Annotated in this window: 19 protein-coding genes and 8 pseudogenes; 12 read left to right on the forward strand and 15 right to left on the reverse strand. The window is 34.6% G+C overall.

What is annotated here, in order from left to right; genetic code table 11:
- Positions 1 to 41: 41 nt before the first annotated feature.
- The 5 genes and pseudogenes from vanC to vanS all read left to right on the forward strand — a co-directional run bounded on the left by vanC (position 42) and on the right by vanS (position 4,140).
- Positions 42 to 1,095: pseudogene (vanC, locus tag IGK77_RS15695) on the forward strand (D-alanine--D-serine ligase VanC).
- A gap of 191 nt (positions 1,096 to 1,286) precedes the next feature.
- Positions 1,287 to 1,780 (forward strand): annotated as a pseudogene (locus tag IGK77_RS15700) (alanine racemase).
- A pseudogene (locus IGK77_RS15705) lies at positions 1,731 to 2,203 on the forward strand (alanine racemase C-terminal domain-containing protein). The pseudogenes IGK77_RS15700 and IGK77_RS15705 overlap by 50 nt, the downstream one beginning before the upstream one ends.
- Positions 2,204 to 2,372: 169 nt before the next feature.
- Positions 2,373 to 3,068 (forward strand): vancomycin resistance response regulator transcription factor VanR-C, encoded by a 696-nt coding sequence (gene vanR-C, locus IGK77_RS15710; protein WP_438713367.1) that lies wholly within the window; start codon positions 2,373 to 2,375, stop codon positions 3,066 to 3,068.
- Positions 3,058 to 4,140 (forward strand): vancomycin resistance histidine kinase VanS, encoded by a 1,083-nt coding sequence (gene vanS / locus IGK77_RS15715; protein WP_438713368.1) that lies wholly within the window; start codon positions 3,058 to 3,060, stop codon positions 4,138 to 4,140. The genes vanR-C and vanS overlap by 11 nt, the downstream gene beginning before the upstream one ends.
- Before the next feature lie 216 nt (positions 4,141 to 4,356).
- Here the strand turns inward: vanS and IGK77_RS15720 are convergent, their stop codons facing one another.
- The 5 genes and pseudogenes from IGK77_RS15720 to IGK77_RS15740 all read right to left on the reverse strand — a co-directional run bounded on the left by IGK77_RS15720 (position 4,357) and on the right by IGK77_RS15740 (position 6,631).
- A complete protein-coding gene (locus tag IGK77_RS15720; RefSeq protein ID WP_137073137.1) occupies positions 4,357 to 4,572 on the reverse strand; it encodes a DUF2187 family protein in 216 nt (71 codons plus the stop codon).
- Between the two features lie 66 nt (positions 4,573 to 4,638).
- Positions 4,639 to 4,839 carry a cold-shock protein gene (locus tag IGK77_RS15725; RefSeq protein WP_438713369.1) on the reverse strand — a complete coding sequence of 67 codons (201 nt, stop codon included), beginning with the start codon at positions 4,837 to 4,839 and terminating at the stop codon, positions 4,639 to 4,641.
- A 255-nt stretch (positions 4,840 to 5,094) separates the two neighbouring features.
- The gene (locus IGK77_RS15730) at positions 5,095 to 5,832 is read right to left on the reverse strand and encodes a trypsin-like serine peptidase (RefSeq protein ID WP_438713370.1); all 738 of its coding nucleotides are present in this window, start codon (positions 5,830 to 5,832) and stop codon (positions 5,095 to 5,097) included.
- Positions 5,833 to 5,999: 167 nt separating this feature from the next.
- Positions 6,000 to 6,374, reverse strand: a pseudogene (tnpA, locus tag IGK77_RS15735) (IS200/IS605 family transposase).
- A gap of 122 nt (positions 6,375 to 6,496) precedes the next feature.
- Entirely contained in the window at positions 6,497 to 6,631 is a 135-nt protein-coding gene (locus tag IGK77_RS15740) for a hypothetical protein (protein WP_438713371.1), read from the reverse strand.
- Between the two features lie 172 nt (positions 6,632 to 6,803).
- Here IGK77_RS15740 and IGK77_RS15745 point away from each other — a divergent pair, with 172 nt between their 5' ends.
- The 4 genes from IGK77_RS15745 to tnpB (IGK77_RS15760) all read left to right on the forward strand — a co-directional run bounded on the left by IGK77_RS15745 (position 6,804) and on the right by tnpB (IGK77_RS15760) (position 9,349).
- Positions 6,804 to 7,040 (forward strand): hypothetical protein, encoded by a 237-nt coding sequence (locus IGK77_RS15745; RefSeq protein ID WP_438713372.1) that lies wholly within the window; start codon positions 6,804 to 6,806, stop codon positions 7,038 to 7,040.
- Positions 7,037 to 7,444: a hypothetical protein gene (locus IGK77_RS15750; RefSeq protein WP_438713373.1), complete on the forward strand. Its 408-nt coding sequence runs from the start codon at positions 7,037 to 7,039 to the stop codon at positions 7,442 to 7,444. Before IGK77_RS15745 ends, IGK77_RS15750 begins: the two co-directional genes overlap by 4 nt.
- Positions 7,445 to 7,790: 346 nt before the next feature.
- The gene (tnpA, locus tag IGK77_RS15755; RefSeq protein WP_438713374.1) at positions 7,791 to 8,192 is read left to right on the forward strand and encodes an IS200/IS605 family transposase; all 402 of its coding nucleotides are present in this window, start codon (positions 7,791 to 7,793) and stop codon (positions 8,190 to 8,192) included.
- A gap of 11 nt (positions 8,193 to 8,203) precedes the next feature.
- Positions 8,204 to 9,349 (forward strand): IS200/IS605 family element RNA-guided endonuclease TnpB, encoded by a 1,146-nt coding sequence (gene tnpB, locus IGK77_RS15760; protein WP_438713375.1) that lies wholly within the window; start codon positions 8,204 to 8,206, stop codon positions 9,347 to 9,349.
- On the opposite strand, the gene IGK77_RS15765 is transcribed toward tnpB (IGK77_RS15760), so the two are convergent.
- Positions 9,346 to 9,762 (reverse strand): hypothetical protein, encoded by a 417-nt coding sequence (locus IGK77_RS15765; RefSeq protein ID WP_438713376.1) that lies wholly within the window; start codon positions 9,760 to 9,762, stop codon positions 9,346 to 9,348. The two genes, tnpB (IGK77_RS15760) and IGK77_RS15765, sit on opposite strands and share 4 nt — an antisense overlap.
- A gap of 350 nt (positions 9,763 to 10,112) precedes the next feature.
- Here IGK77_RS15765 and tnpA (IGK77_RS15770) point away from each other — a divergent pair.
- Positions 10,113 to 10,481, forward strand: a pseudogene (gene tnpA, locus IGK77_RS15770) (IS200/IS605 family transposase).
- A 16-nt stretch (positions 10,482 to 10,497) separates the two neighbouring features.
- Positions 10,498 to 11,631: pseudogene (gene tnpB / locus IGK77_RS15775) on the forward strand (IS200/IS605 family element RNA-guided endonuclease TnpB).
- Between the two features lie 172 nt (positions 11,632 to 11,803).
- Here the strand turns inward: tnpB (IGK77_RS15775) and IGK77_RS15780 are convergent.
- The 3 genes and pseudogenes from IGK77_RS15780 to IGK77_RS15790 all read right to left on the reverse strand — a co-directional run bounded on the left by IGK77_RS15780 (position 11,804) and on the right by IGK77_RS15790 (position 13,652).
- A pseudogene (locus tag IGK77_RS15780) lies at positions 11,804 to 12,118 on the reverse strand (type II toxin-antitoxin system PemK/MazF family toxin).
- Positions 12,119 to 12,262 carry a hypothetical protein gene (locus IGK77_RS15785; RefSeq protein WP_438713377.1) on the reverse strand — a complete coding sequence of 48 codons (144 nt, stop codon included), beginning with the start codon at positions 12,260 to 12,262 and terminating at the stop codon, positions 12,119 to 12,121. It lies immediately after the preceding pseudogene.
- 44 nt (positions 12,263 to 12,306) lie between these two features.
- Positions 12,307 to 13,652: pseudogene (locus IGK77_RS15790) on the reverse strand (IS3 family transposase).
- A gap of 69 nt (positions 13,653 to 13,721) precedes the next feature.
- On the opposite strand from IGK77_RS15790, the gene IGK77_RS15795 reads away from it, so the two are divergent.
- Positions 13,722 to 14,881 (forward strand): IS3 family transposase gene (locus tag IGK77_RS15795; RefSeq protein WP_185953894.1). Its coding sequence is split into 2 segments (ribosomal slippage): positions 13,722 to 13,968 and positions 13,968 to 14,881, totalling 1,161 coding nucleotides; the frame shifts between segments, so codons are not numbered across the junction.
- Between the two features lie 366 nt (positions 14,882 to 15,247).
- Here the strand turns inward: IGK77_RS15795 and IGK77_RS15800 are convergent.
- From IGK77_RS15800 to IGK77_RS15825, 6 genes are all read right to left on the reverse strand, one after another.
- Positions 15,248 to 16,327, reverse strand: a complete 1,080-nt coding sequence (locus tag IGK77_RS15800; protein ID WP_438713378.1) for an LptM family lipoprotein — start codon at positions 16,325 to 16,327, stop codon at positions 15,248 to 15,250.
- 463 nt (positions 16,328 to 16,790) lie between these two features.
- On the reverse strand, positions 16,791 to 17,906 hold the full coding sequence (locus tag IGK77_RS15805) for a DUF4062 domain-containing protein (protein ID WP_438713395.1): 1,116 nt from the start codon (positions 17,904 to 17,906) through the stop codon (positions 16,791 to 16,793).
- An 83-nt stretch (positions 17,907 to 17,989) separates the two neighbouring features.
- Positions 17,990 to 18,685 (reverse strand): Fic family protein, encoded by a 696-nt coding sequence (locus IGK77_RS15810; RefSeq protein ID WP_438713379.1) that lies wholly within the window; start codon positions 18,683 to 18,685, stop codon positions 17,990 to 17,992.
- Between the two features lie 48 nt (positions 18,686 to 18,733).
- Positions 18,734 to 19,333 carry a tyrosine-type recombinase/integrase gene (locus IGK77_RS15815; RefSeq protein WP_438713380.1) on the reverse strand — a complete coding sequence of 200 codons (600 nt, stop codon included), beginning with the start codon at positions 19,331 to 19,333 and terminating at the stop codon, positions 18,734 to 18,736.
- Positions 19,334 to 19,892: 559 nt separating this feature from the next.
- On the reverse strand, positions 19,893 to 20,168 hold the full coding sequence (locus IGK77_RS15820) for a type II toxin-antitoxin system RelE/ParE family toxin (RefSeq protein ID WP_438713381.1): 276 nt from the start codon (positions 20,166 to 20,168) through the stop codon (positions 19,893 to 19,895).
- A complete protein-coding gene (locus IGK77_RS15825; RefSeq protein ID WP_002334330.1) occupies positions 20,158 to 20,412 on the reverse strand; it encodes a type II toxin-antitoxin system RelB/DinJ family antitoxin in 255 nt (84 codons plus the stop codon). Before IGK77_RS15825 ends, IGK77_RS15820 begins: the two co-directional genes overlap by 11 nt.
- Positions 20,413 to 20,530: the final 118 nt, after the last annotated feature.

A 20,530-nucleotide genomic window follows, 5' to 3' on the forward strand; every position in this document is an offset into this window, starting at 1 on the left:
TTGGTACATTTATTTCAGAAAGCAACGAAAGGAAGAAAAAAATGAAAAAAATTGCAATAATTTTTGGAGGCAATTCCCCCGAGTACTCCGTTTCCTTAGCCTCAGCAGCTAGTGTTACTGAAGCACTCCAACCATCAACGGATGAATATGAGCTTTCAATAATTGGGATTGCCCCAGATACAATGGATTGGTACTTATATACTGGAGACCTAAAAATATCCGTCAAGATAAATGGTTGACGGATACCAAAAATCAACAAAAAGTCTTGCCACTTTTTGAAGGAAACGGCTTTTTGCTAAGTGAAGAACAGCAAACCTTGATTCCTAATCTCATCTTCCCCATCATGCATGGCAAATATGGAGAAGATGGCTGTATCCAAGGATTGTTTGAATTGATGAAACTTCCGTACGTGGGATGCGGTGTTACAGCTTCCGCATTATGTATGAATAAGTGGTTGCTCCATCAAGCTGCTACAGCGATTGGCGTCCAAAGTGCCGCAACGATTCTCTTAACAAATCAAGAAAACCAGCAAGAACAAATCGAAGCCTTTATCCAAATTCATGGCTTTCCGGTTTTCTTTAAGCCAAACGAAGCTGGCTCCTCGAAAGGGATCACAAAGGTAACCTGTGCACAAAAAGTTGATCCTGCCCTGAAGGAAGCCTTTACTTATTGTTCAGCAGTGCTCTTACAAAAAAATATAGCTGGCGTCGAGATCGGTTGCGGTATTTTAGGCAATGACCATTTAACCTTAGGCGCTTGTGATACCATTTCATTAGTAGAAGACGGCTTTTTCGATTTTGAAGAAAAGTACCAGATGATCAGCGCCAAAATCACTGTTACTGCCCCATTGTCTGAAATGATTGAAACAAACATCAAAGAGCAAGCCACACTGCTCTATCGCAGCTTAGGCCTTAAAGGACTTGCTCGCATCGACTTTTTTGTCACGGACCAAGGAGAAATATACTTAAATGAAATCAATACTATGCCGGGTTTTACCAGCCACTCCCGCTACCCTGCCATGATGGGGCGATTGGCTTATCTTATCAAGAACTTCTACAAAAACTGTTTGTCTTAGCGGAGGAGGAAGTCAAATGAATCCCTATCTACAGTTGGTCAGCAAAGAATTTACGTTAGAAAAAAACCAAGAACCGCCCCATTTAGTCCTTGCTGCTTTTATTGACAAAGAGGTTTACTTGCAGCCTGAAGCAGCCAAAGAATATTCAGTCCCCGTCCTATTGCACAACTTGCAGGAAATCAAACGAGTGATTCCATCCACAACAAAAGTTATGGCGGTCGTTAAAGTGGATGCCTATGGTTGCGATGCGAAGTTGGTCGCTCGTACCCTGGAAAGAGATGGTGTCGATTTCTTTGAAGTTGCTACCATTGAAGAAGACATCGAATTAAGGTACAATGGATTCGAAAGCGCTTACTTATTTTAGGGTACACTTCTACCAAACGAGCCAAAGAGCTAAATCATTATTCCTTGATTCAAACCATCGTCAGTGAGGCATATGAACAGGCGTTAGCCCAAACTGGCATTCCAATCAAGTGTCATTTAGCGGTAGATACCGGCATGTATCGTTTAGGTGTTTCCCCTGATCTTGAAACAATTATTTGGCTCTATACCTTGCCATCCCTCAAGATCACAGGTATTTTTTCCCATTTAGGTTCTTCGGATCAGCTAGATACGGCAAGTATCTTGCGAACTCAAGCCCAGATCACTTGTTTTGATGATCTATTGGCTGGTTTATATCGCCTATGGTTTGACCCATCTCCATAGCAGCGACGGCATATTGAATTATCCAAATAAACACTATGATTATGTGCGCCCGGGTATTCTCTTACCTGGTTCGTTGAGTGTCCCGAATGAACCAACAAAACAGAAGATAAGCTTAAAGCCGATTCTGACCCTCAAAGCTTTACTAGTGGCAAAAAAAACAGTCGGAGCTGGGGAAGCAATCGGCTATGGACTAGTCACTGTTTTTGACCGACCAACCACGATCGGTATCGTCAGTATTGGCTACTGTGACGGTGTCCCCCGCGCCTTATCAATCAAGGATTTCAACTTTCTTATCAAGATACTTTACTACCACAGGTTGGGTTGGTTTGTATGGATATGCTTATGATCGATTTAAGGGATTATCTGGAACTAGCAATCGAAAGCTCAATTAGAAGTGATCATCGATTGGACGAATACGGCTGATCAAGCACAAACCATCACAAATGAATTGATCAGTCGACTAGGTTCTCGCATCACGTCTATTTAAAAATAGAAAACGAATGGATTCGTTTATCGATTACGGTATGATGTGTGTAGAGGAAATGGTAGTGTAACTGAAAAAATGACATTAGATAATTGGAGTGGATCAAGGATGGCAGAAAGAATAATCGTTGTTGATGATGAAAAGGAAATTGCAGAGTTAGTCACGACGTTTCTAAGAAATGAAGGCTTCCAAGTGGAACCTTTTTATGATGGAACTAGCGCTTTGGCTTATCTTGAAAAAGAAACGGTCGATGTGGCCGTTTTAGATGTGATGCTGCCGGATATCGACGGCTTTCAGTTGTTGCAGCAAATTCGCAAAACCCACTTTTTTCCAGTACTGATGCTAACTGCCAAAGGAGAAGACTTAGATAAAATCACCGGACTAAGCCTAGGTGCAGATGATTATGTGACTAAACCCTTCAATCCTTTAGAAGTCGTTGCTCGGGTCAAAACACAGCTGCGACGATACCATCGGTACAATCAGTCTAACACTTCGCAGAAGATTGTAGAATACGAAAAAGAAGGCTTACTATTGAAAATCAACAGTCACCAATGTTTTCTTTATCGCAAAGAGATTTTCTTGACCCCCATCGAATTTAACATCTTGCTTTACTTATTTGAACATCAAGGATCGGTCGTTGCCTCGGAAACCCTTTTTGAAGCGGTGTGGAAAGAAAAGTATTTAGACAACAATAACACGGTTAAGGCACATATTGCCCGTTTGCGGGAAAAGCTAAGCGAACAACCCGGCAAACCGAAATTAATTAAAACCATATGGGGGGTCGGCTATATCATTGAAAAATAGAAGTCCCTTGATACGCAAACTTTTGACCCAATACTTTATTACCACCGGAATCTTAATGGCAGCATTGATAATTTTCTCCTTAACAATGCGTTTTTTAGCTGGATTACGTATTTGGTATAGTTATGATCCCCTTTATCAAATATTACGGTTCTTTACTGACTATTGGTTATTCTGCATAGCCATTGGTACCTTGCTTATTTGGATCAGTACAACGATTTACTACATGAGCAAAGCAATCAGTTACTTGAACGAAACCATTCGAGCAACTAATCAACTAATTGAAGAACCAACGAAGCGCATCATTCTCTCTAGCAATATGATCGAAGTGCAAGAAGAAATGAACCAGTTGCGAGAAAAAAATCTGCACGATCAACGAGCAGCCAAGGAAGCTGAACAGCGGAAAAATGATTTAATCATTTATCTAGCGCATGATTTACGAACCCCTTTAACCAGTGTGATTGGGTATTTGACACTTTTAGAAGAAGAACCGCAGCTTACAATAGAATTACGAGCACGCTATACAAAAATTGCTCTACAAAAAGCCCAACGGCTAGAATTACTGATCAGCGAGTTTTTCGAGATTACCCGTTTTAATCTTACAACTATCGCATTACAGACCGAAACCACAGATCTTAGCTTGATGCTGGAAAAGTTGACGTTTGAATTTTTACCACTGCTAGAAGAAAAAAAACTTTATTGGCAGCTACAGCTTCAGAAGAAAGTTTTTGCCACAGTTGATACAGAGAAAATGGAACGAGTCTTTGATAACTTGATCCGTAATGCCATAGATTACAGTTATCCTGATTCTCCGATGAGCTTAGCAATCACCGAGTCTGATGATATTCTAATTCATTTAACCAATCATGGAAGAACGATTCCTGATGAAAAAATAGGCTTAATTTTTGAACCTTTTTATCGAATGGCTTCTTCGCGAGCAAGTACCACCGGCGGAACAGGACTTGGTCTGCCTATCGCCAAAGAAATCGTTGAAGCATTAGGTGGCAAGATCTGGGCAGAAAGCCGTAATGAAACAATCAGCTTTTCGATCCGCCTGCCGAAAGATTCCTTGTAAAAAGTGCCTTTATTTTACATGCAAATAACAGTAGATATTATAGAACAAAAAAATAATGGAAAACAAAAAGGAGTGGCTTACTTACCAACTCCTTTTTTTCTACAGTCTGAAGCTCTTATCAAAGTAAGAGCCTACACATTTAGGTTATTTAATCTACATAAGCTGAATTTGCTTTGATAGATTTAAGCGCTCCTTTTTCAACGAGTAGCACTTGATTCAGATGGCTACTAAATTTTTATAATTGATCACCGTTTTTTCTGAAGTAGCGGTTACTTTGTCCATGCTTAAAGTGACAACTGCCGAATTATTTAGCAGAGTTACGATGGTTCCGACGACTTGTTTCTTGTTATGTTTAAATGACACCTGTTGATTTTCTTTAAAAGCCAAGCCTTCGATAGATGATTCTATTGGTTTCCATTTTCCAAAACTCATAATAATCTCCCCTTTTTAAGTATTAAAAAAACCGTCTCAAACAGGTGAGACGGTCGAACAAATCATTTATGCTGTGTAGATGTTAACGGCTTGCATGCCACGTTGACCTTCTTCTGTATCAAAGGTGACTGCTTGTCCTTCATCAAGAGACTTGTAGCCGTCTGCTTGAATCGCAGAAAAATGAGCAAAGACATCTTGTCCATTCTCTCCTGTGATAAAACCAAAACCTTTTTCTGCATTAAACCATTTTACTGTACCATTATTCATACTATTTCCTCCTTGTGCATCACTACGTATGCGCTTTGTTGCAATAAATGTTTGATAAGCAAAAGGAGAGTATAAAAGGAAGCATAGCACTCTTAATACGTTTCAAAGTATACCACTATATTCAGTATACCATACAACTGGGTGGTATACTAATTTTATAAACATTGGGTCATTTTCTGTACGCTCTGGAAATTAAAAATCAATAGGCTCTTTAAAAAATATCTTGTAAATAAATATTTTTATCACATTTATTTTTTAAGATTCAACATTTTCTCTAATGAATTCATAAATACTTGGTTTAAAGCGAACAGCCACATTTTCACCACTAACAGCACCAAAATGAATTCCGATTACTTCATTTTGATTATTGAACACTGGTGATCCTGAATTCCCGCCAAAGGTACTAGCATTGTAATAAATTCGATTCGTTGTTTCAGTCGTAGATACGCCTTTGCTCTCCCACATGGTAGCCCATGGTTTATCTCCTGGATAACCAATAACTCTGATAGGTGTTCCAACTGTAGTAATTGGATTATTTACATATTTAGCTGGAGTTACAACGTCACCGATATTCTGTCCCTCTGTATTAGGTTTTAAATAAACGATAGCTAAGTCTTGTCCATCTGGGCTATATTTTATTTCTTCTCCATAGAATGTTCCTCTATACTCCGTATTAGAAACTCGAGCTGCATTTACTTTTATATTAGCTGGGTCTCCATTATTTACGACAGATGCAACGTGTCTGTTAGTCAGGATAGCATTTTTCCCTACTACGACACCAGATCCTTGAGTAGCATTATTCACATAAATAAAACATACTGACTGATAAGGTTCTACTGAAGTATCTGTTATTTGGGTTCTATCATTATTAGGTAGTATTGCTCTTGTATGGAAATCGGTTTCTTCTGCTCGTACAATAGGACTTAAACTGATAAAGTTAATAAAAAATAGGATCAACAAAAGGTTCCACTTTCTAGACTTTCTATTCTGCATAACTCTTCTCTCCTTTAAAAAGATTTTATAATTACTATTCTTTCCAATCAACTGATCAACTATACTAAGCAACTGTTTTTAGTTTTTCACCCCCTCTTAAAATAATACAGGGTTCAACTTTTAACTAATAGTATCCTCCTAACTGTTTATTCATTCACTAATGGAAGTTACAAATTTATGACATCAGTTGGTGCGCTACCCGTTGTCAAAAGACAGAAGTTTTTAGACCAAAACATTTCTTTCCAAAGATATTGCTTTACTCTAGGATAGTCACGTTTGATCAAACGTGAACTAGCGCTTTTATAAGCGTTGATGAATTTTGTCAGCTCTGTTTTAGGCTGAGCTTTGAACATAATATGAATATGGTCTTTCTCATGATTCTACTCAATTATAGTGATGTGATAGGACTCTGACATTCATTCAAAAGTTGTTTTAGCAAATTCAGATATTTCAGCATCAATCACTTGTCTACGGTATTTTGTTACCAGTACAAGATGATAATACAGAAGAAATATTGAATGATTATTAGTATCTAATTCCATTAGTATATCAGCTTACTTCTTATATAGACTGATTACAACATGGAGTAAAATAAAAAAGGCAATCAGCCTTAACTATCGGCTTTCTTCACCCATCGATAGAGGATGGGTGACCTTTGCCTAAGTTAAGTTAAAGTATCACCAGTGACGATTGTGTATTCTTTACCTTCAGTTTTCACAATATCTGCTTTACTTTGTTCGATCGAACATGATGTCCATTTTGTGGCCTCTGCATTTCCCGTATGAATGGCTAATGCCATTCCTCCAACTGTTAGATTGTTAACACTTTTAACATTTCCATTTAGGTTCCTTCTTCTATTTTTCCTTAAAATAAGAATCCCTTTTTTAGAATGCTAAGTCAAGCATTCATTTGATATTTATATTTACTTTGGTATACTTTTTTTAGTATCTAATATTTAGGAGGTCTATAGAATGAAATTAACTGAAATTCAACAATGGGGTGAAAAAAATCTACTCACCAGACAACAAGCTGCTAAAATCACAGGACAGTCTTATGCTGGATTCTCACAGACGATCAAAACAGGAAAGATAAAACCTTTTTTTGAGTTTGGAGATTCAGGGCCGTCGGTAGTTAGACTTTATTTAAAGAGTGACATTGAAGAATACGCACAGCAATTAAAAAGTAAAAAAATCGAGAAAAGCAAATGAAATCAAAATTATTCCTAGTTCTACCCATTATCTTTATTTGTTTAAGTTCTATTTTGATTTACCAATCTCGTAATAGAAGAAATAACTACCGAAATACAATAGAATCCTCATTTACACCTGAATCTTCTGCTTTTGAGCAACTACAACAAGGAACCAACAAAGAAGTAGTCGACTTAGGAGAAGCAATAATTACCTTTGTTTATTTTGAAGACATCAATCAGGCTATTCTTTCGATAGGTGACGAAGAAATTTATTTCCCGATATCAGTAAAAAACATAGAAAAAAAACAATTTGAATTAATCGGTTTAGCAGATAGTCCATCTGATCTAATGATTGGAACAGCGTTTGGACTAGCACAAGATAAAAATCAACAGTATTATTACTATCCGTTAGAACACGAATGAATCCTAGCTTAGTAGTTACCAGGGAGCACGTCCCTCACGAAAAGGACGCTTAAGGATAAATATTTTTAAGAGTAAAGTATTCTTTGAGACTTTAAAAAGGAAAAACTTAAACCAGGAATTTGGATTTAAAAGAACTCCCTGGCAACTATTAAGCTAGGATTTACTTTTTTTATGGATTAGCCAAGAACACCCGTGATTTTAATCATGGGATGAATCGGCTTCAGTTGTGACCTAGCTTTAGCTAGGTTAAACAACTGACAAATATAAACTAAATAATAGTGAAATGTCTTGCAATAATTGATTTTGTAGAAATACATATATTAAAATAATTGCGAGGTGTTTTTGTATGTCAGAAATTCATTATGGACGTGGTTATGTCTATTCTATTCAATATCATCTTGTTTGGTGTGTAAAATATCGACATGATGTTTTGTATGGTCAGGTAGATATTGATGTCAAACAGTTTTTGAAACAAATTGCTGCTGATAATAATATAAAAATTATAGAAATAGAATCAGATAAAGAACATATTCATTTACTCATTGAATGCACCCCACAACACTATATTCCTAGTATTGTTAAAGCATTTAAAGGCGCATCCGCTAGACTGCTGTTTAAAAAACATCCTGAACTTAAACAACTCCTTTGGGGTGGACATCTTTGGAATCCAAGCTACTTTGTAGCTACTGTTAGCGAAAATACAGAAGAACAAATTAGAAAATATATACAAAATCAGAAAAAGAAATGAGGTGAATCCGTATGCTACAACATAGGGCTTATAAATTTAGAATCTATCCTAATCAAGAACAAGAAATATTAATGACTAAAACTATTGGTTGTTCAAGATTTGTCTATAATTATTTTTTGAATTTGTGGAATCATGAATATACGACTACTGGAAAAGGATTATCTTATAATTCTTGTTCTGCCATGCTTCCACAAATGAAAAGAAATGCAGAGACAATTTGGTTAAAAGAAGTTGACAGTATTGCGATTCAATCCTCATTGAAAAATCTTTCTGATGCTTTTTCTCGCTTCTTTAAAAAGCAAAATAAACGACCACAATTTAAAAGTAAAAAACATCCTATACAAAGTTATACAACTAAAAATGTGAATAATAGTATCGAAATTAGAAATAATTTCGTAAAACTACCTAAGTTAGGACTTGTTAAATTTGCGAAAAGTCAAGAGCCCAAAGGGCGAATCTTAAATGCTACGATTCGAAAAAATTCGAGTGGTAAATTTTTTGTTTCCATCCTGTGTGAAGAAGAAATAGTTGAGTTTCCTAAATCTAATTCCGCTATTGGAATTGACCTTGGTATAACTGATTTTGCAATCCTTTCTGATGGTCAAAAGATTGATAACAATAAATTCACGTCAAAAATGGCAAAAAAACTCAAACGTGAACAACGTAAGTTGTCAAAACGTGCATTACTAGCTAAAAAGAAAGGCGTCAATCTCTTTGAAGCTAAAAATTATCAAAAACAAAAACGAAAAGTAGCACGACTACATGAAAAAGTAATGAATCAACGCAATGACTTTTTAAACAAGTTGAGTACGGAGATTATCAAAAACCACGATATTATCTGTATAGAAGACTTAAATACAAAAGGTATGTTGCGTAATCATAAACTAGCAAAAAGCATTTCGGATGTTTCATGGTCTAGTTTTGTGACTAAGTTACAATACAAAGCTAACTGGTATGGTCGGAAAATCATCAAAGTAGATAAATGGTTTCCATCTAGCCAAATTTGTTCAAATTGTGGACACAAAGACGGCAAGAAATCTCTAGAAATTCGAGAATGGACTTGTCCTGTTTGTCATGTTCATCATGACCGAGATATCAATGCTAGTATCAATATTCTGACCGAAGGTCTAAGATTACATTCCATGGGATTAGCTTAGATCCAATCATCAAAAACCGTAGGAACTATGGGGATAGCTTGGTAAATAAGAGAAACCGCTGTGAGTAAAGAAATACGCTTGCAAGTATGCTCTATTCCCAAGAATCTCGTGACTTTAGTCATGAGAGGTTCAAAATAACTATAAATTAAGCATATCAAACCTAATAAATTTCGCCAAATGATATCCTGTGTCTTTTCATACAATTTTAATAAAACAATTATTAATATAGACCAATCTGTATATTTATCACTGTTAACTAATCTAACAGTGGATTTATTTAAATATAATTTCAAACCATTTTTGTAAAGATAACATTTATATTGTATAATTAATTGCAATAACCTTTTTTTATAAAAGCTTTTCATGTTGATTAGAAAGTAAACATTGACTGGCTCTTTTGAGTAATCAAGCATGTTCTCCTCCTCTTTTGACATATCGCATAAACATTATATACACATTTATGGCTAAGACCTTCTCTAAACAGAAAATAGACAGACAACCGTCTGACTATGGTAAACCTATATAGTTTTTTCGTTTAGTAATTGGAAATCTTGATCAATGAATTGATAACAATTACCACAATTTGTACAATAATATTGTTTCGTTCAGATATTAATTTGAATCAGTTAACCGCAAGCACAATTAATTGATCAATACAGCCGTTCTTCATCCTATATAATGGACATCCCAGAAAGTACAGCCTACTGGTTTTTCTTGTATATGGTTTCTTCCTCATCAAAAATTTATCTATCCGTAGTGGGTTCTGTATTATCATCTTGTACTGGTAACAAAATACCGTAGACAAGTGATTGATGCTGAAATATCTGAATTTGCTAAAACAACTTTTGAATGAATGTCAGAGTCCTATCACATCACTATAATTGAGTAGAATCATGAGAAAGACCATATTCATATTATGTTCAAAGCTCAGCCTAAAACAGAGCTGACAAAATTCATCAACGCTTATAAAAGCGCTAGTTCACGTTTGATCAAACGTGACTATCCTAGAGTAAAGTAATATCTTTGGAAAGAAATGTTTTGGTCTAAAAACTTCTGTCTTTTGACAACGGGTAGCGCACCAACTGATGTCATAAAAAAGTATATTCAGAATCAAGAGCATAACCATGAGTAGAGAGTAGGTGAATCTTATGGAACGACTAAAAGCATACAAGTTTAGAATTTATCCCACAGAAGAACAAGAAATATTCTTTGCTAAATCTTTTGGCTGGGTCCGTAATGTCTACAATCTAATGCTTGATGACCGAATGAAATCTTATGAAGAAGTTAAAAGTGATTCTTCTAAAAAAATGAATTTCCCTACACCCGTAAAGTTATAAGAAAGAATTTCCGTTTTTGAAGGAAGTGGACAGCCTTGCTCTAGCGAATACACAACTCAATTTGGATAAAGCCTATAAAAATTTCTTTCGGGATACATCCGTCGTATTCCCTCGTTTCAAAAGCAAGAAAAATCCCGTTCAAAGCTATACTACTAACAATCAAAACGGAACGGTAAGCCTAGTAGACAATAAATTCATCAAAGTACCGAAGTTGAAATCATTAGTCAGAATCAAATGCCATAGACACCCGAAAGGAATGATAAAATCGGCTACAATATCACGACACTCAAGTGACAAATACTACATTTTTTTGTTGTGTAAAGAAGAAATTAGTGAGGTACCAAAAACTAATTCTGCGATTAGAATTGACTTGCGTATCACTGATTTTGCCATTCTTTCTAACGGTCAAAAGATTGATAATAATAAATTCACATCAAAAATGGCAAATAAATTAAAACGTGCCAACGTAAGTTGTCAAGAGGGGCATTACTAGCTAAAAAGAAAGGCGTCAATCTCTTTGAAGCAAAGAACTATCAAAAACAAAAATGAAAAATTGCGCGTCAACATGAAAAAGTAATGAATCAACGGAATGGCTCTCTGCATAAGTTGAGTACAGAAATGATCAAAAATCACGATATTATCTGTATGGAAAACTTGAACACCTAAGGAATGTTGCGTAACCATAAATTAGCAAAAAGTATTTCTGATGTGTCTTGGTCTAGCTTTGTGACGAAACTACAGTACAAAGCTGACTGGTATGGTCGTGAAATGATCAAAATTGATAAATGGTTTCCTTCCAGCTCAATCTGTTCAGAATGCGGTCATAAAGATGGTAAGAAAACTCTCGAAATCCGAGAATGGACTTGTTCTGTTTGTCATGACCGAGATATAAACGCAAGCATCAATATTTTGACCGAATCTCTAAGGCTAAAAAAATTAGCTTAGCTACAATCAATAACCGTAGGAACTACGGAGATAGCTTGGTAAACAAGAGAAACCGCTGGTAGTAAAGAAATAAGCTTACAAGTATGCTTTGTTCCAAAGAAGCGCCCACTTCAAGTGTTAATAACCGTTAGGTTTAACTAAGTAGTGAGTAGTTCACTGGTTCTCTCTCCTGCTAAATAAACATCCATATCACTTCAATCCACGTCAAGATTTCCCTTGTTCAATTGTTTTGACATTTCTTATCGTGTAGTCAATTGATCGTAATTGGTGTGTAACTAATTCACCTTCTATTTTTGTGGGTCTTTTCTTCCAATATAAGTTGCAAATTTCCTCTTTGTAGAAGTAATGGGACAAAGCAAGCAAAAGCCTGTACGTTTGTTAAACTCATCTTTACTAACTATTAATGCAGGTCGACGCTTTCTTATTCTTTTCATTTAGAAGGATCAAAATCAGGCCAGACAATATCCTTTTGTTTTGGATAATACATCTAGTATTCCTCTCCTTCACTCCTCATACTATCCCATTGGGTTTTTTCATCAATAATAGACTCTCTGAGTTCTTCCCATGACTTTCCATTTTTGAAAATATCTTCTTTTTTAGGTTTTAGAATATAAGCTTCTCCTACTTTCAAAATAGTAAATGCCCCCCTACGTGAACTGAACCCCAAAAGTTGAACTATTTAATGGACTGTTTCCGGTATTCTACTGGAGATAGTCCATTTAACTTTGGTTTTATCCTTTTGTTATTATACCATCTAATATACTCATTTAATTTACTTTGAAATGTCTCAATTGATCGGAATTTTTCTCGATAAAAAAAATCTGATTTAAGCAGACCCAAAAAATTTTTTATTACAGAATTATCTAAGCAATTTCCTTTTCTAGACATGCTTTGAATAATGTTATTCTCTTTTAATTTTTTTTGATATTGTGACATCTGATACTGCCATCCTTGATCTGAATGTAGAATCAGCGAACCCTCTGTTTCCTTTTTTTTTGCTTGTTGAAGCATTTCTTCAATCAGTTTATATGTTGGACTAGTTGATATACTATAACTAATTATTTCTCCGTTAAATAAATCAAGTATAGGAGATAGATACATTTTTCTTCCTTTTATCTTGAATTTAGTGACGTCTGTCACCCATTTTTTATTGGGTGTATCTACTGAAAAATTTCGTTTTAACACATTCTTGGCAATTTTTCCTACTGTTCCTTTATAAGATTTATATCGCTTTATTCGGATTTGACAGGTAAGTCCCATTTGGGATATTAATTTTCTAACAGTTTTATGATTGATTGTATATCCTTTCATCTTTAATGTTAAAGTGACTCTACGATAACCATAAGAGTTTCTAGATCCTTTTACCATCGTTGTAATTTCTTGCTTAATTTTGCTATATTTATCTGGCTTATCCAATTTTTTTACCCAGTAATAATAAGTTGACTTCGCTAATTGTGCAATTGAAAGTAATAGATTCAATTTAAATTCTTTTTTGAGCTGAAGGATTGTTTTAACCTTGATTTTTTCTTGCTAAAATCTTGTTCTTGAATCAAGGTTTCTAACTTTTTTAAATATGCGTTCTCTGCTCTTAAACGAATAACTTCTTCTTCAAGAGACTCTTCTTTAAGTTTTTTAGGAATATTTAGCTTGGAATTCATACTAATTTTTCTGCCCCTTTTTTGGCTCTCAAGTGAAGAAGCACCGCCTTCTTCATATTGCTCTATCCATTTACTTAGAGTTCTATTTGAACCGACATTAAATTTTTTAGCGGTTTCTTGGATAGAAAGACCATTTGTTTCCATTGTTTCCATATATTCTATAACATCAATTTTAAATTTTGCAGTGTAGCTTTTGCCACCTCCAACCAAGCCTTTCCAACTATGATAGTTATAAATTCTTACCCAATGTCTAACCAGTGTACGATTTATTTGATATTTATGTGCAAGATATTTGTAGCCGCCTTCGTTAATTAAATAATCTGAAACTACTTTTTTCTTAAAATCAAATGCATATTTCCGCAAAAAAAAGCACCCCTTGGACTTGGTATAATAAACTAGACAATAAATTAAGAGAAAGAGAGGATCTAGATTATGCCAAGACGTTCATTTGATAAAGCATTTAAAATCGCCGCTGTAAAACTGGTAACTGAAGAAGGATTTTCTGTTAAAGAAGTTAGCCTACAGCTAGAAGTTCACGCTAATAGCTTGTATCGATGGGTTCAAGAAGTTGAAAAATATGGAGAAAGTGCGTTTCCTGGAAAAGGGAGCGCACTTTTTGATGCCCATTACGAAATAAAGAAACTCGAACAAGAAAATCGTTACCTAAGAGAGGAATTAGACTTATTAAAAAAGTTCCAGGTCTTCTTGAAGCCAAACAAGAAGTAAGATTTCAGTACTTAAAAGAACACAAAAATGAGTTGAATATCCGGAGAGCTTGCCAGACATTGAACGTTTCAAAAGCTGGTTTTTATGAGTTCCTTAAAAGAAAACCATCCAAAAGAAAAAAAGAGAATGAACTCTTGAAAGAAGAAATCGCTACTATTTTTCAGGAACATCATGGAAGATATGGAGCGATTCGAATAACAAAAGTATTAAATAAAAAAGGAATTCTTGTTAATCGAAAACGTGTAGGAAAGCTTCTCCATCAACTTGGTCTTTATGCTAAAGGCAGTACCTATAAATACAAGTATTATAATCGAAAATCGCCCTCTCTTTCACGACCCAATCTTATTAATCAAACGTTTAAGGCAACAGAAAAAAATAAAATTTGGTTAGGAGACATTACCTACATCCCTCTGAAAGAAGGAACACTTTATTTATCTGTATTTATTGATGTCTGTACGAGAAAGATTGTTGGATGGTCTATGTCACCTAGAATGAAAGATCAATTAGTTGTGGATTCTTTTCTTCAAGCATTTGGAAAAGAGCAGCCTGGACCAGGATTGATTATTCACACGGACCAAGGCTCACAATACACAGGTACGAAATTCCAATCGGTGTTAAGAAAAAAAGAAGCACGCGCTAGTATGAGTCGAAAAGGAAACCCCTATGACAATGCCTTAATGGAATCTTTTTATAAAACGTTAAAAAGAGAGCTGATCAATGATGCTCAATTCAGTGATATCGATCAGGCTCAAATGGAGATATTTAAATATATTGAAACTTACTATAACACAAAACGCATACACTCTGCCCTTGGCTACCAATCTCCTAGAGACTTTGAAAAAAAATCCGCTTATTCTCTTAACTAAGTGTCTAGTTTTTCTTGACAAATCCACCCTTTTAATTAGATTTCTAGTCTAACTTTTGGGGTGCACATCAACGTAAGGCGATATGCCCTTTGGGAAAATCGCCTCCACAGAATTTCCTATTTTTCTTGCTACTGTTTTCATATTATCCAGCTCCATCCCTTACGTTACATTAAATTAAGTTCAACATAATTTAACGTAAATATCAATTATAGGGAGACATGTAACATAGAAACGAAATAGTGAGATAATGTACATGAGACTAAAACATTACTAAAATTCCTTTATATTGCCTCATGATCGCAAAGAGGCCTACTATAAGAATAAAAAATGTCTACCGATACTCTTTCGGCAGACAAAATTAGAAAATTATTCTTCGACTCGCTTATATCCGTATCCCTCATACAGTTGGATAACAGATTCCACGGAATAAGTTGAATCCTTAGTATCTTTAATAGTTATTAGGTCAGCAACGTTAACTTTATTTTCTTCATCAAGAAATAAGTCTGAGTAGCCAATTATAGCAGTAAATTCAGAATTCAACTTGTTCTCAGTTCCACCGTAATATCTCTTTACGCTGACAATCTTTATCAGATTTCCATTATTCGTTGCAGAATTAAAACTAAACTGTGAGTCATTGTTATCTCTAACAAATTGCCGATAAAATAGGCCCTCCTCTTTTATCTCAAATCGAGATCCGTAAGATTTTTCTGGGCTCCAATCTTTATATGATCTATTCACTTCTTCATCGATCATACGTTTAATATCGTCTAAATTAACAATATCAGTAGCTTTTTCGGCAACTTCATCTAATCCTTTAACTTCAAAACTGGGATCAAAAGTATCATCTAAAAGATAACCCCTATCTGCCAAACGATTCTCTAAATCTTCTGATATATCAATTTTTGCTAGATCTCCATTCTTAAATTTCCCATCATCAACTAAAGTAAATTGAACATAACGTAAATCGTCCGGAAGAGTATTATCAATTGTTGCAGCCCCAAGCCCACTAACACCGTTAAAGTTAACAACTAAATGCTTTTCAACATCTCCTGTTGTTAACTTCTTCGGTTCATCAAGACCTTTAACAACTATTTCTTTATCCCCACCGACTAAATTTTTAACTTTTGAAGAATCAACTTCAAGTGTTAATTTAACACTATCTCCATTTGATAACTCTGAATTTTTATCTAAATTTATACCTAACATTTCTTCAAGTTGTTTATCATCATAATAGACGTTGTTACTTTCAAAGGTTAACTCCTTATCATTCTCAACCAAATAATTACGAAGTCGTTCATGATCAACCAAATAACTAGCAGTTCCTCTGGTATCTAACCCCTTAAAATTAACATCAACAAAGTCTATCATCTCGATATTCCCTTGCCCACAACCCGACAATAGAACCACACTAATAACAGTACCTAAAAACAAAAAAAATTTTTTCATCATTAACTCCTTACAATTTTAATTAAAATAACAATATTAATAATTATTACTGATTTTATGATATTTAACTATAATTATATCATAAGGGGTTAAAACAACATAAGAATAACCAGAAGAAAATATATGAATTGACTATCAGAACTCTATCCAAAACATACTTGTTCCACTATCTACATTGATAAAATAAATTTTTTTGAATAGCTCAAATAGTATTAGAAAAGATACTAAAGCTACTTTTTTATTTCTAGGATCAACAGTTGAGAAACATAGAAACGAAAATACATGATAGGTTTAAATAGGTTCATCTTTTTCATTGTAATTTTAGAGTGTACTTAAAATTTACAGGGATTAATAAAGAAAATGTTCGTATTAATTTACTACCGCACTATTTCGTACGTACGTTCCATTTACCGCATAATGAGATAATAAAATTAGAATGAGCATATTCTAAACCTATACAAGTTTATTCATTTCCGAGGCGAAGCTTCAAAATATTTAGTTCTCTTGTGAATTCTGTAAAATCAGGGGCATTCAACGTCATTTCTATATTAATGACTAACCGTTGTTCAGTTGGTATATGATTAATTATCTGCTCGCGGCTTTCAACTAGATGAGTCTTGAAAACATCAATGTCCGCAATTAATGATTGACTAATCTTTCGCAATGAATTTACTATTTTTTCTGTGCTTTCTGGAACATTGATGGACATCAAATCTAGCTCCCATTTTAGTATAGAACAATAAATTGAGCCCCATTTTTCTGCTATATAAACTAGAAAATCTAAATCTGATGGAATTCCAGAGTCCCCAATAGCTTTAGCAAAAGCATGATTCAATAAATTAGAAAAGGAATTTGCAAGTCTCATAATCTGGTTGTTTTTTTCACTTATCCATTCAAATATCTGCCTCTCTTCATTAATTGGACTTGGAAACTCAAGAAATACTTCATATTCAAGATCTTTTTTTAGCTCATCCCCTGATTCCAAATAATCTAATAGAATTTGTATAAAAAAAAGATACTCCCATGCATTTGGTTTTTCTAAAATAATTTGTATTGCTTTGGGTCTGCGCATCATGATTTTTTTGGAGAAATTTTTGGATATTATTTGTTTTCTTAAAGATAACGAATCATAAAAAAGATACGCAAATTGGAACTTTAGTCTCTCTGAAATTTGTTCAGTAAGCTCATATTCATAACTCCAAGTGCTATCTTCATACATCACTTGTTCAACAAACCTGAACAACTCTGAGTTATCTACAAGAGAGTTAAAATTCCCATCAGGATTATCTTTCCATAATGGGACCCCCTGGATGACTTTCTTATCAATAAAAGCATAAATAGGAATTCCCTTTTCTTTTGCTCTAAGGTACTCTAAGTTAGTTACCGATTTTCCACTGCCAGTTTGGTATCCATATCTATTACCTATAATTAAAATGAATATATCGGCCCTTTCTTGTACAACCCTCAGGCAATTGTCCACGGTTCCTAATGAAGGGTCTATGGGAAACGAGGAATATTCGGACAATAGCACTTCAAATCCTAAATCATTTTCTATCACATTCTTAAGGTCACTTCTTATTTGTTATAAATCATAACAGGTTGAACTAATAAATACCGTAGGCTTTCTTGCAAAACTAGTCAAAGAAATCACTCCTTAAAAATTTATTGAAAAGTAATTCCAAAAATACAATTGGAATACATAAAATCTAGTATCTTTTCTACATCTATATCATTTTCACTATTGTAATAAGCGGAAAGCAATTCATTAAACCTTGTAAACTTTGCTTCTGGAATTGATAGTAGACCAGCACCCTGCTTAAACAAAATTAAATTTGCTGTAATTAAAGCAGTTCTCTTGTTACCATCCCAGAATATCTGATGTTTGGAAATAAATAAGAACAGGCGCAAAGCTTTTTCCGTTTTTGATATATTTTGATCCATTAATTTATCATATTGATCTCTTACTTCATCTTCAGTTAACATTGGTGGAACATATCTTCCTTGAATAGTCGATACTTCTACCCCACCAGTTCGTATTTCACCAGGAAAAAGAGCATCTTCAGCTGCAACTACCCGATTAATCCGCTTACTTGTCTCTATTAGGGGCTCCTGTACGTCGTTTAAAAGCATTTCAAAGCCTCTTTTTAAGTTAACGACGGTCAGGACATCATCTACCGCCACGTTATTGGCCCGATTATACTTAATAATCTCTTCTGTTTGTAACAATGTTGTGTTTAACCCTTCAAATTTCCCCGCATTATACACCAGTTCTACAATGTTCTTCTTCAATAAATACACCGACTCTTTGCGAGATAAGTGGTATTTATTGGGAAATTTAGGCCGCTTTTCTTCGTTCATTTTCTCACCTCTTGAATTTTTCCTTCTATTATTTAGGACATTATTCTGTCATAGATCCAAACTCTTTACGGCAGTATCTTTATCTTCCTGGGTGATCCCGATATAGCGTAAGGTCTCCCGTTGCGAAGAATGGTTGAGCAGCGACTGAATGATCTCTGTTTTGGTCCCTTGCTTGTATAAAAAATAGCCGAAGGTCTTACGCATCGAATGGGGACCAATTTCTTTCAAGCCAACCGCCGTCCCGGCTTCATGAATGATCCGCCAAAGACTTTGTCGGGTCAAAGGCGTGTCTGCTCCTTTTCGACTTGGAAACAAATAATTGCTGAAGTCATGTACTTGCAGCTGCTCAGGAAATTCTGATTGAACATAATCGAGAATCACCTTTCGTAATTTGTTCGAAATGAAGACCGAATTGTATTTAGCCGTTTTTTGTTCCTTCATGGCCAGACGTTCTTTGACAATCACCCGCCCACGGGAAATTTCTAACACGTCACTTAATTTCAACTGTCTCAAATCGGAGATTCGATACGCCGTATTGATCCCGATCGAAAAAAGCACCAAATTTCGTTGCCCATATTTTCCGGAAGCCAAAATTGCCTTCATGGCATCGATCTTTTTTTTGTCGCGAATCGGTTCCACGCTCTTCATTTTTAGCCACCTCTCAAATGTTACTTAATATGATTATAACAGATAATAAGTCACATTTAAACAAGCTATAGAAAAAAGGCGCTAAAAGAAAAGTGATTTTCTCTTAGAGCCTCTAAGGATGGAGCGATTTTGACGAATGTGACAGAATCAGTTTGCGTCTCATTGATAACTTCGATGTATTTTCATGTTCTACCATTACAATTATATTATTATTGAGACAATTATGTTTTTGCCTATTCAGAGTAAATCCTGCTATCCCTAAAAAAGAGTAACTTTCTGACCTAATTAATTGAGCCACTAAAATAGCTATAAAATAAGGAATAAATAAAGGATCAAAAACTATTAAGTTTTTGACTCATACACCTACTCAATTAATATTTTTATATTGCTCATTCATACTAACATTTTTTTGATATTCCTGTTTGTTTAATGCCTGATCTTAAAGAATAAAGTTCTAATTGAGACGGATTATGAGAAAAGAGAAACCCTTAGATAAAAGGATTCCTCGTTTTCATTTATTGCTTATTTTTAAGTCATACGATTTATCGTTTATGAGACTTCAAAGAACATCATCATGCTTTCCAGTAGCTAATAACCATAATTCTAAAATATCGTTTTTTATTTCGTATACAAGAAGCCAATCTTTTTCAATATGCAGTTCTCTAAGTCCTTGTTTATTTCCTTTTAACGCATGGTCTCTATACTTTTGATAAAGTATGTCTGTTCGTTGTTGGACAAGTAATTCTAAGACAATTTCTAGTTTTTGCATGTCATAATGCTTTTTCTTTAGGGCCTTGTAATTTCTTTTAAAAGTGGGAGTACGCTTAATCTTCATCGTTTAAGTCCTTCATTAATTCAGCTACACTATCAAATGACTTATAATCTTCATTTTTCATTTCTTCTAATGCTTGAGCAAGATTATCTTTTCGTACAGTCATTTCAAATGGAATTCCTTTTTCACGAACAACTTTAGTTAAAAATATTTTAATACCTGTTGTCAAATCAATTCCAAGAGAGTCAAAGATTTCTTTAGATTCTTCTTTTAATTCATCATCAATTCTAAAGTTAATTTGGGCCATTTTTCTCACACCTTTCATATTATAAGTATAGCACTATTGCGTAGTATTGTAAAGCGTACACTTTACAAAAAAATAATGATTGCTCACTTTTTTTCTTTAGTCACTCCATCAACCCTAC

Source organism: Enterococcus sp. DIV0806c (assembly GCF_051710905.1).
In the GTDB taxonomy this organism is placed as follows: Bacteria; Bacillota; Bacilli; order Lactobacillales; family Enterococcaceae; genus Enterococcus_B; species Enterococcus_B mundtii.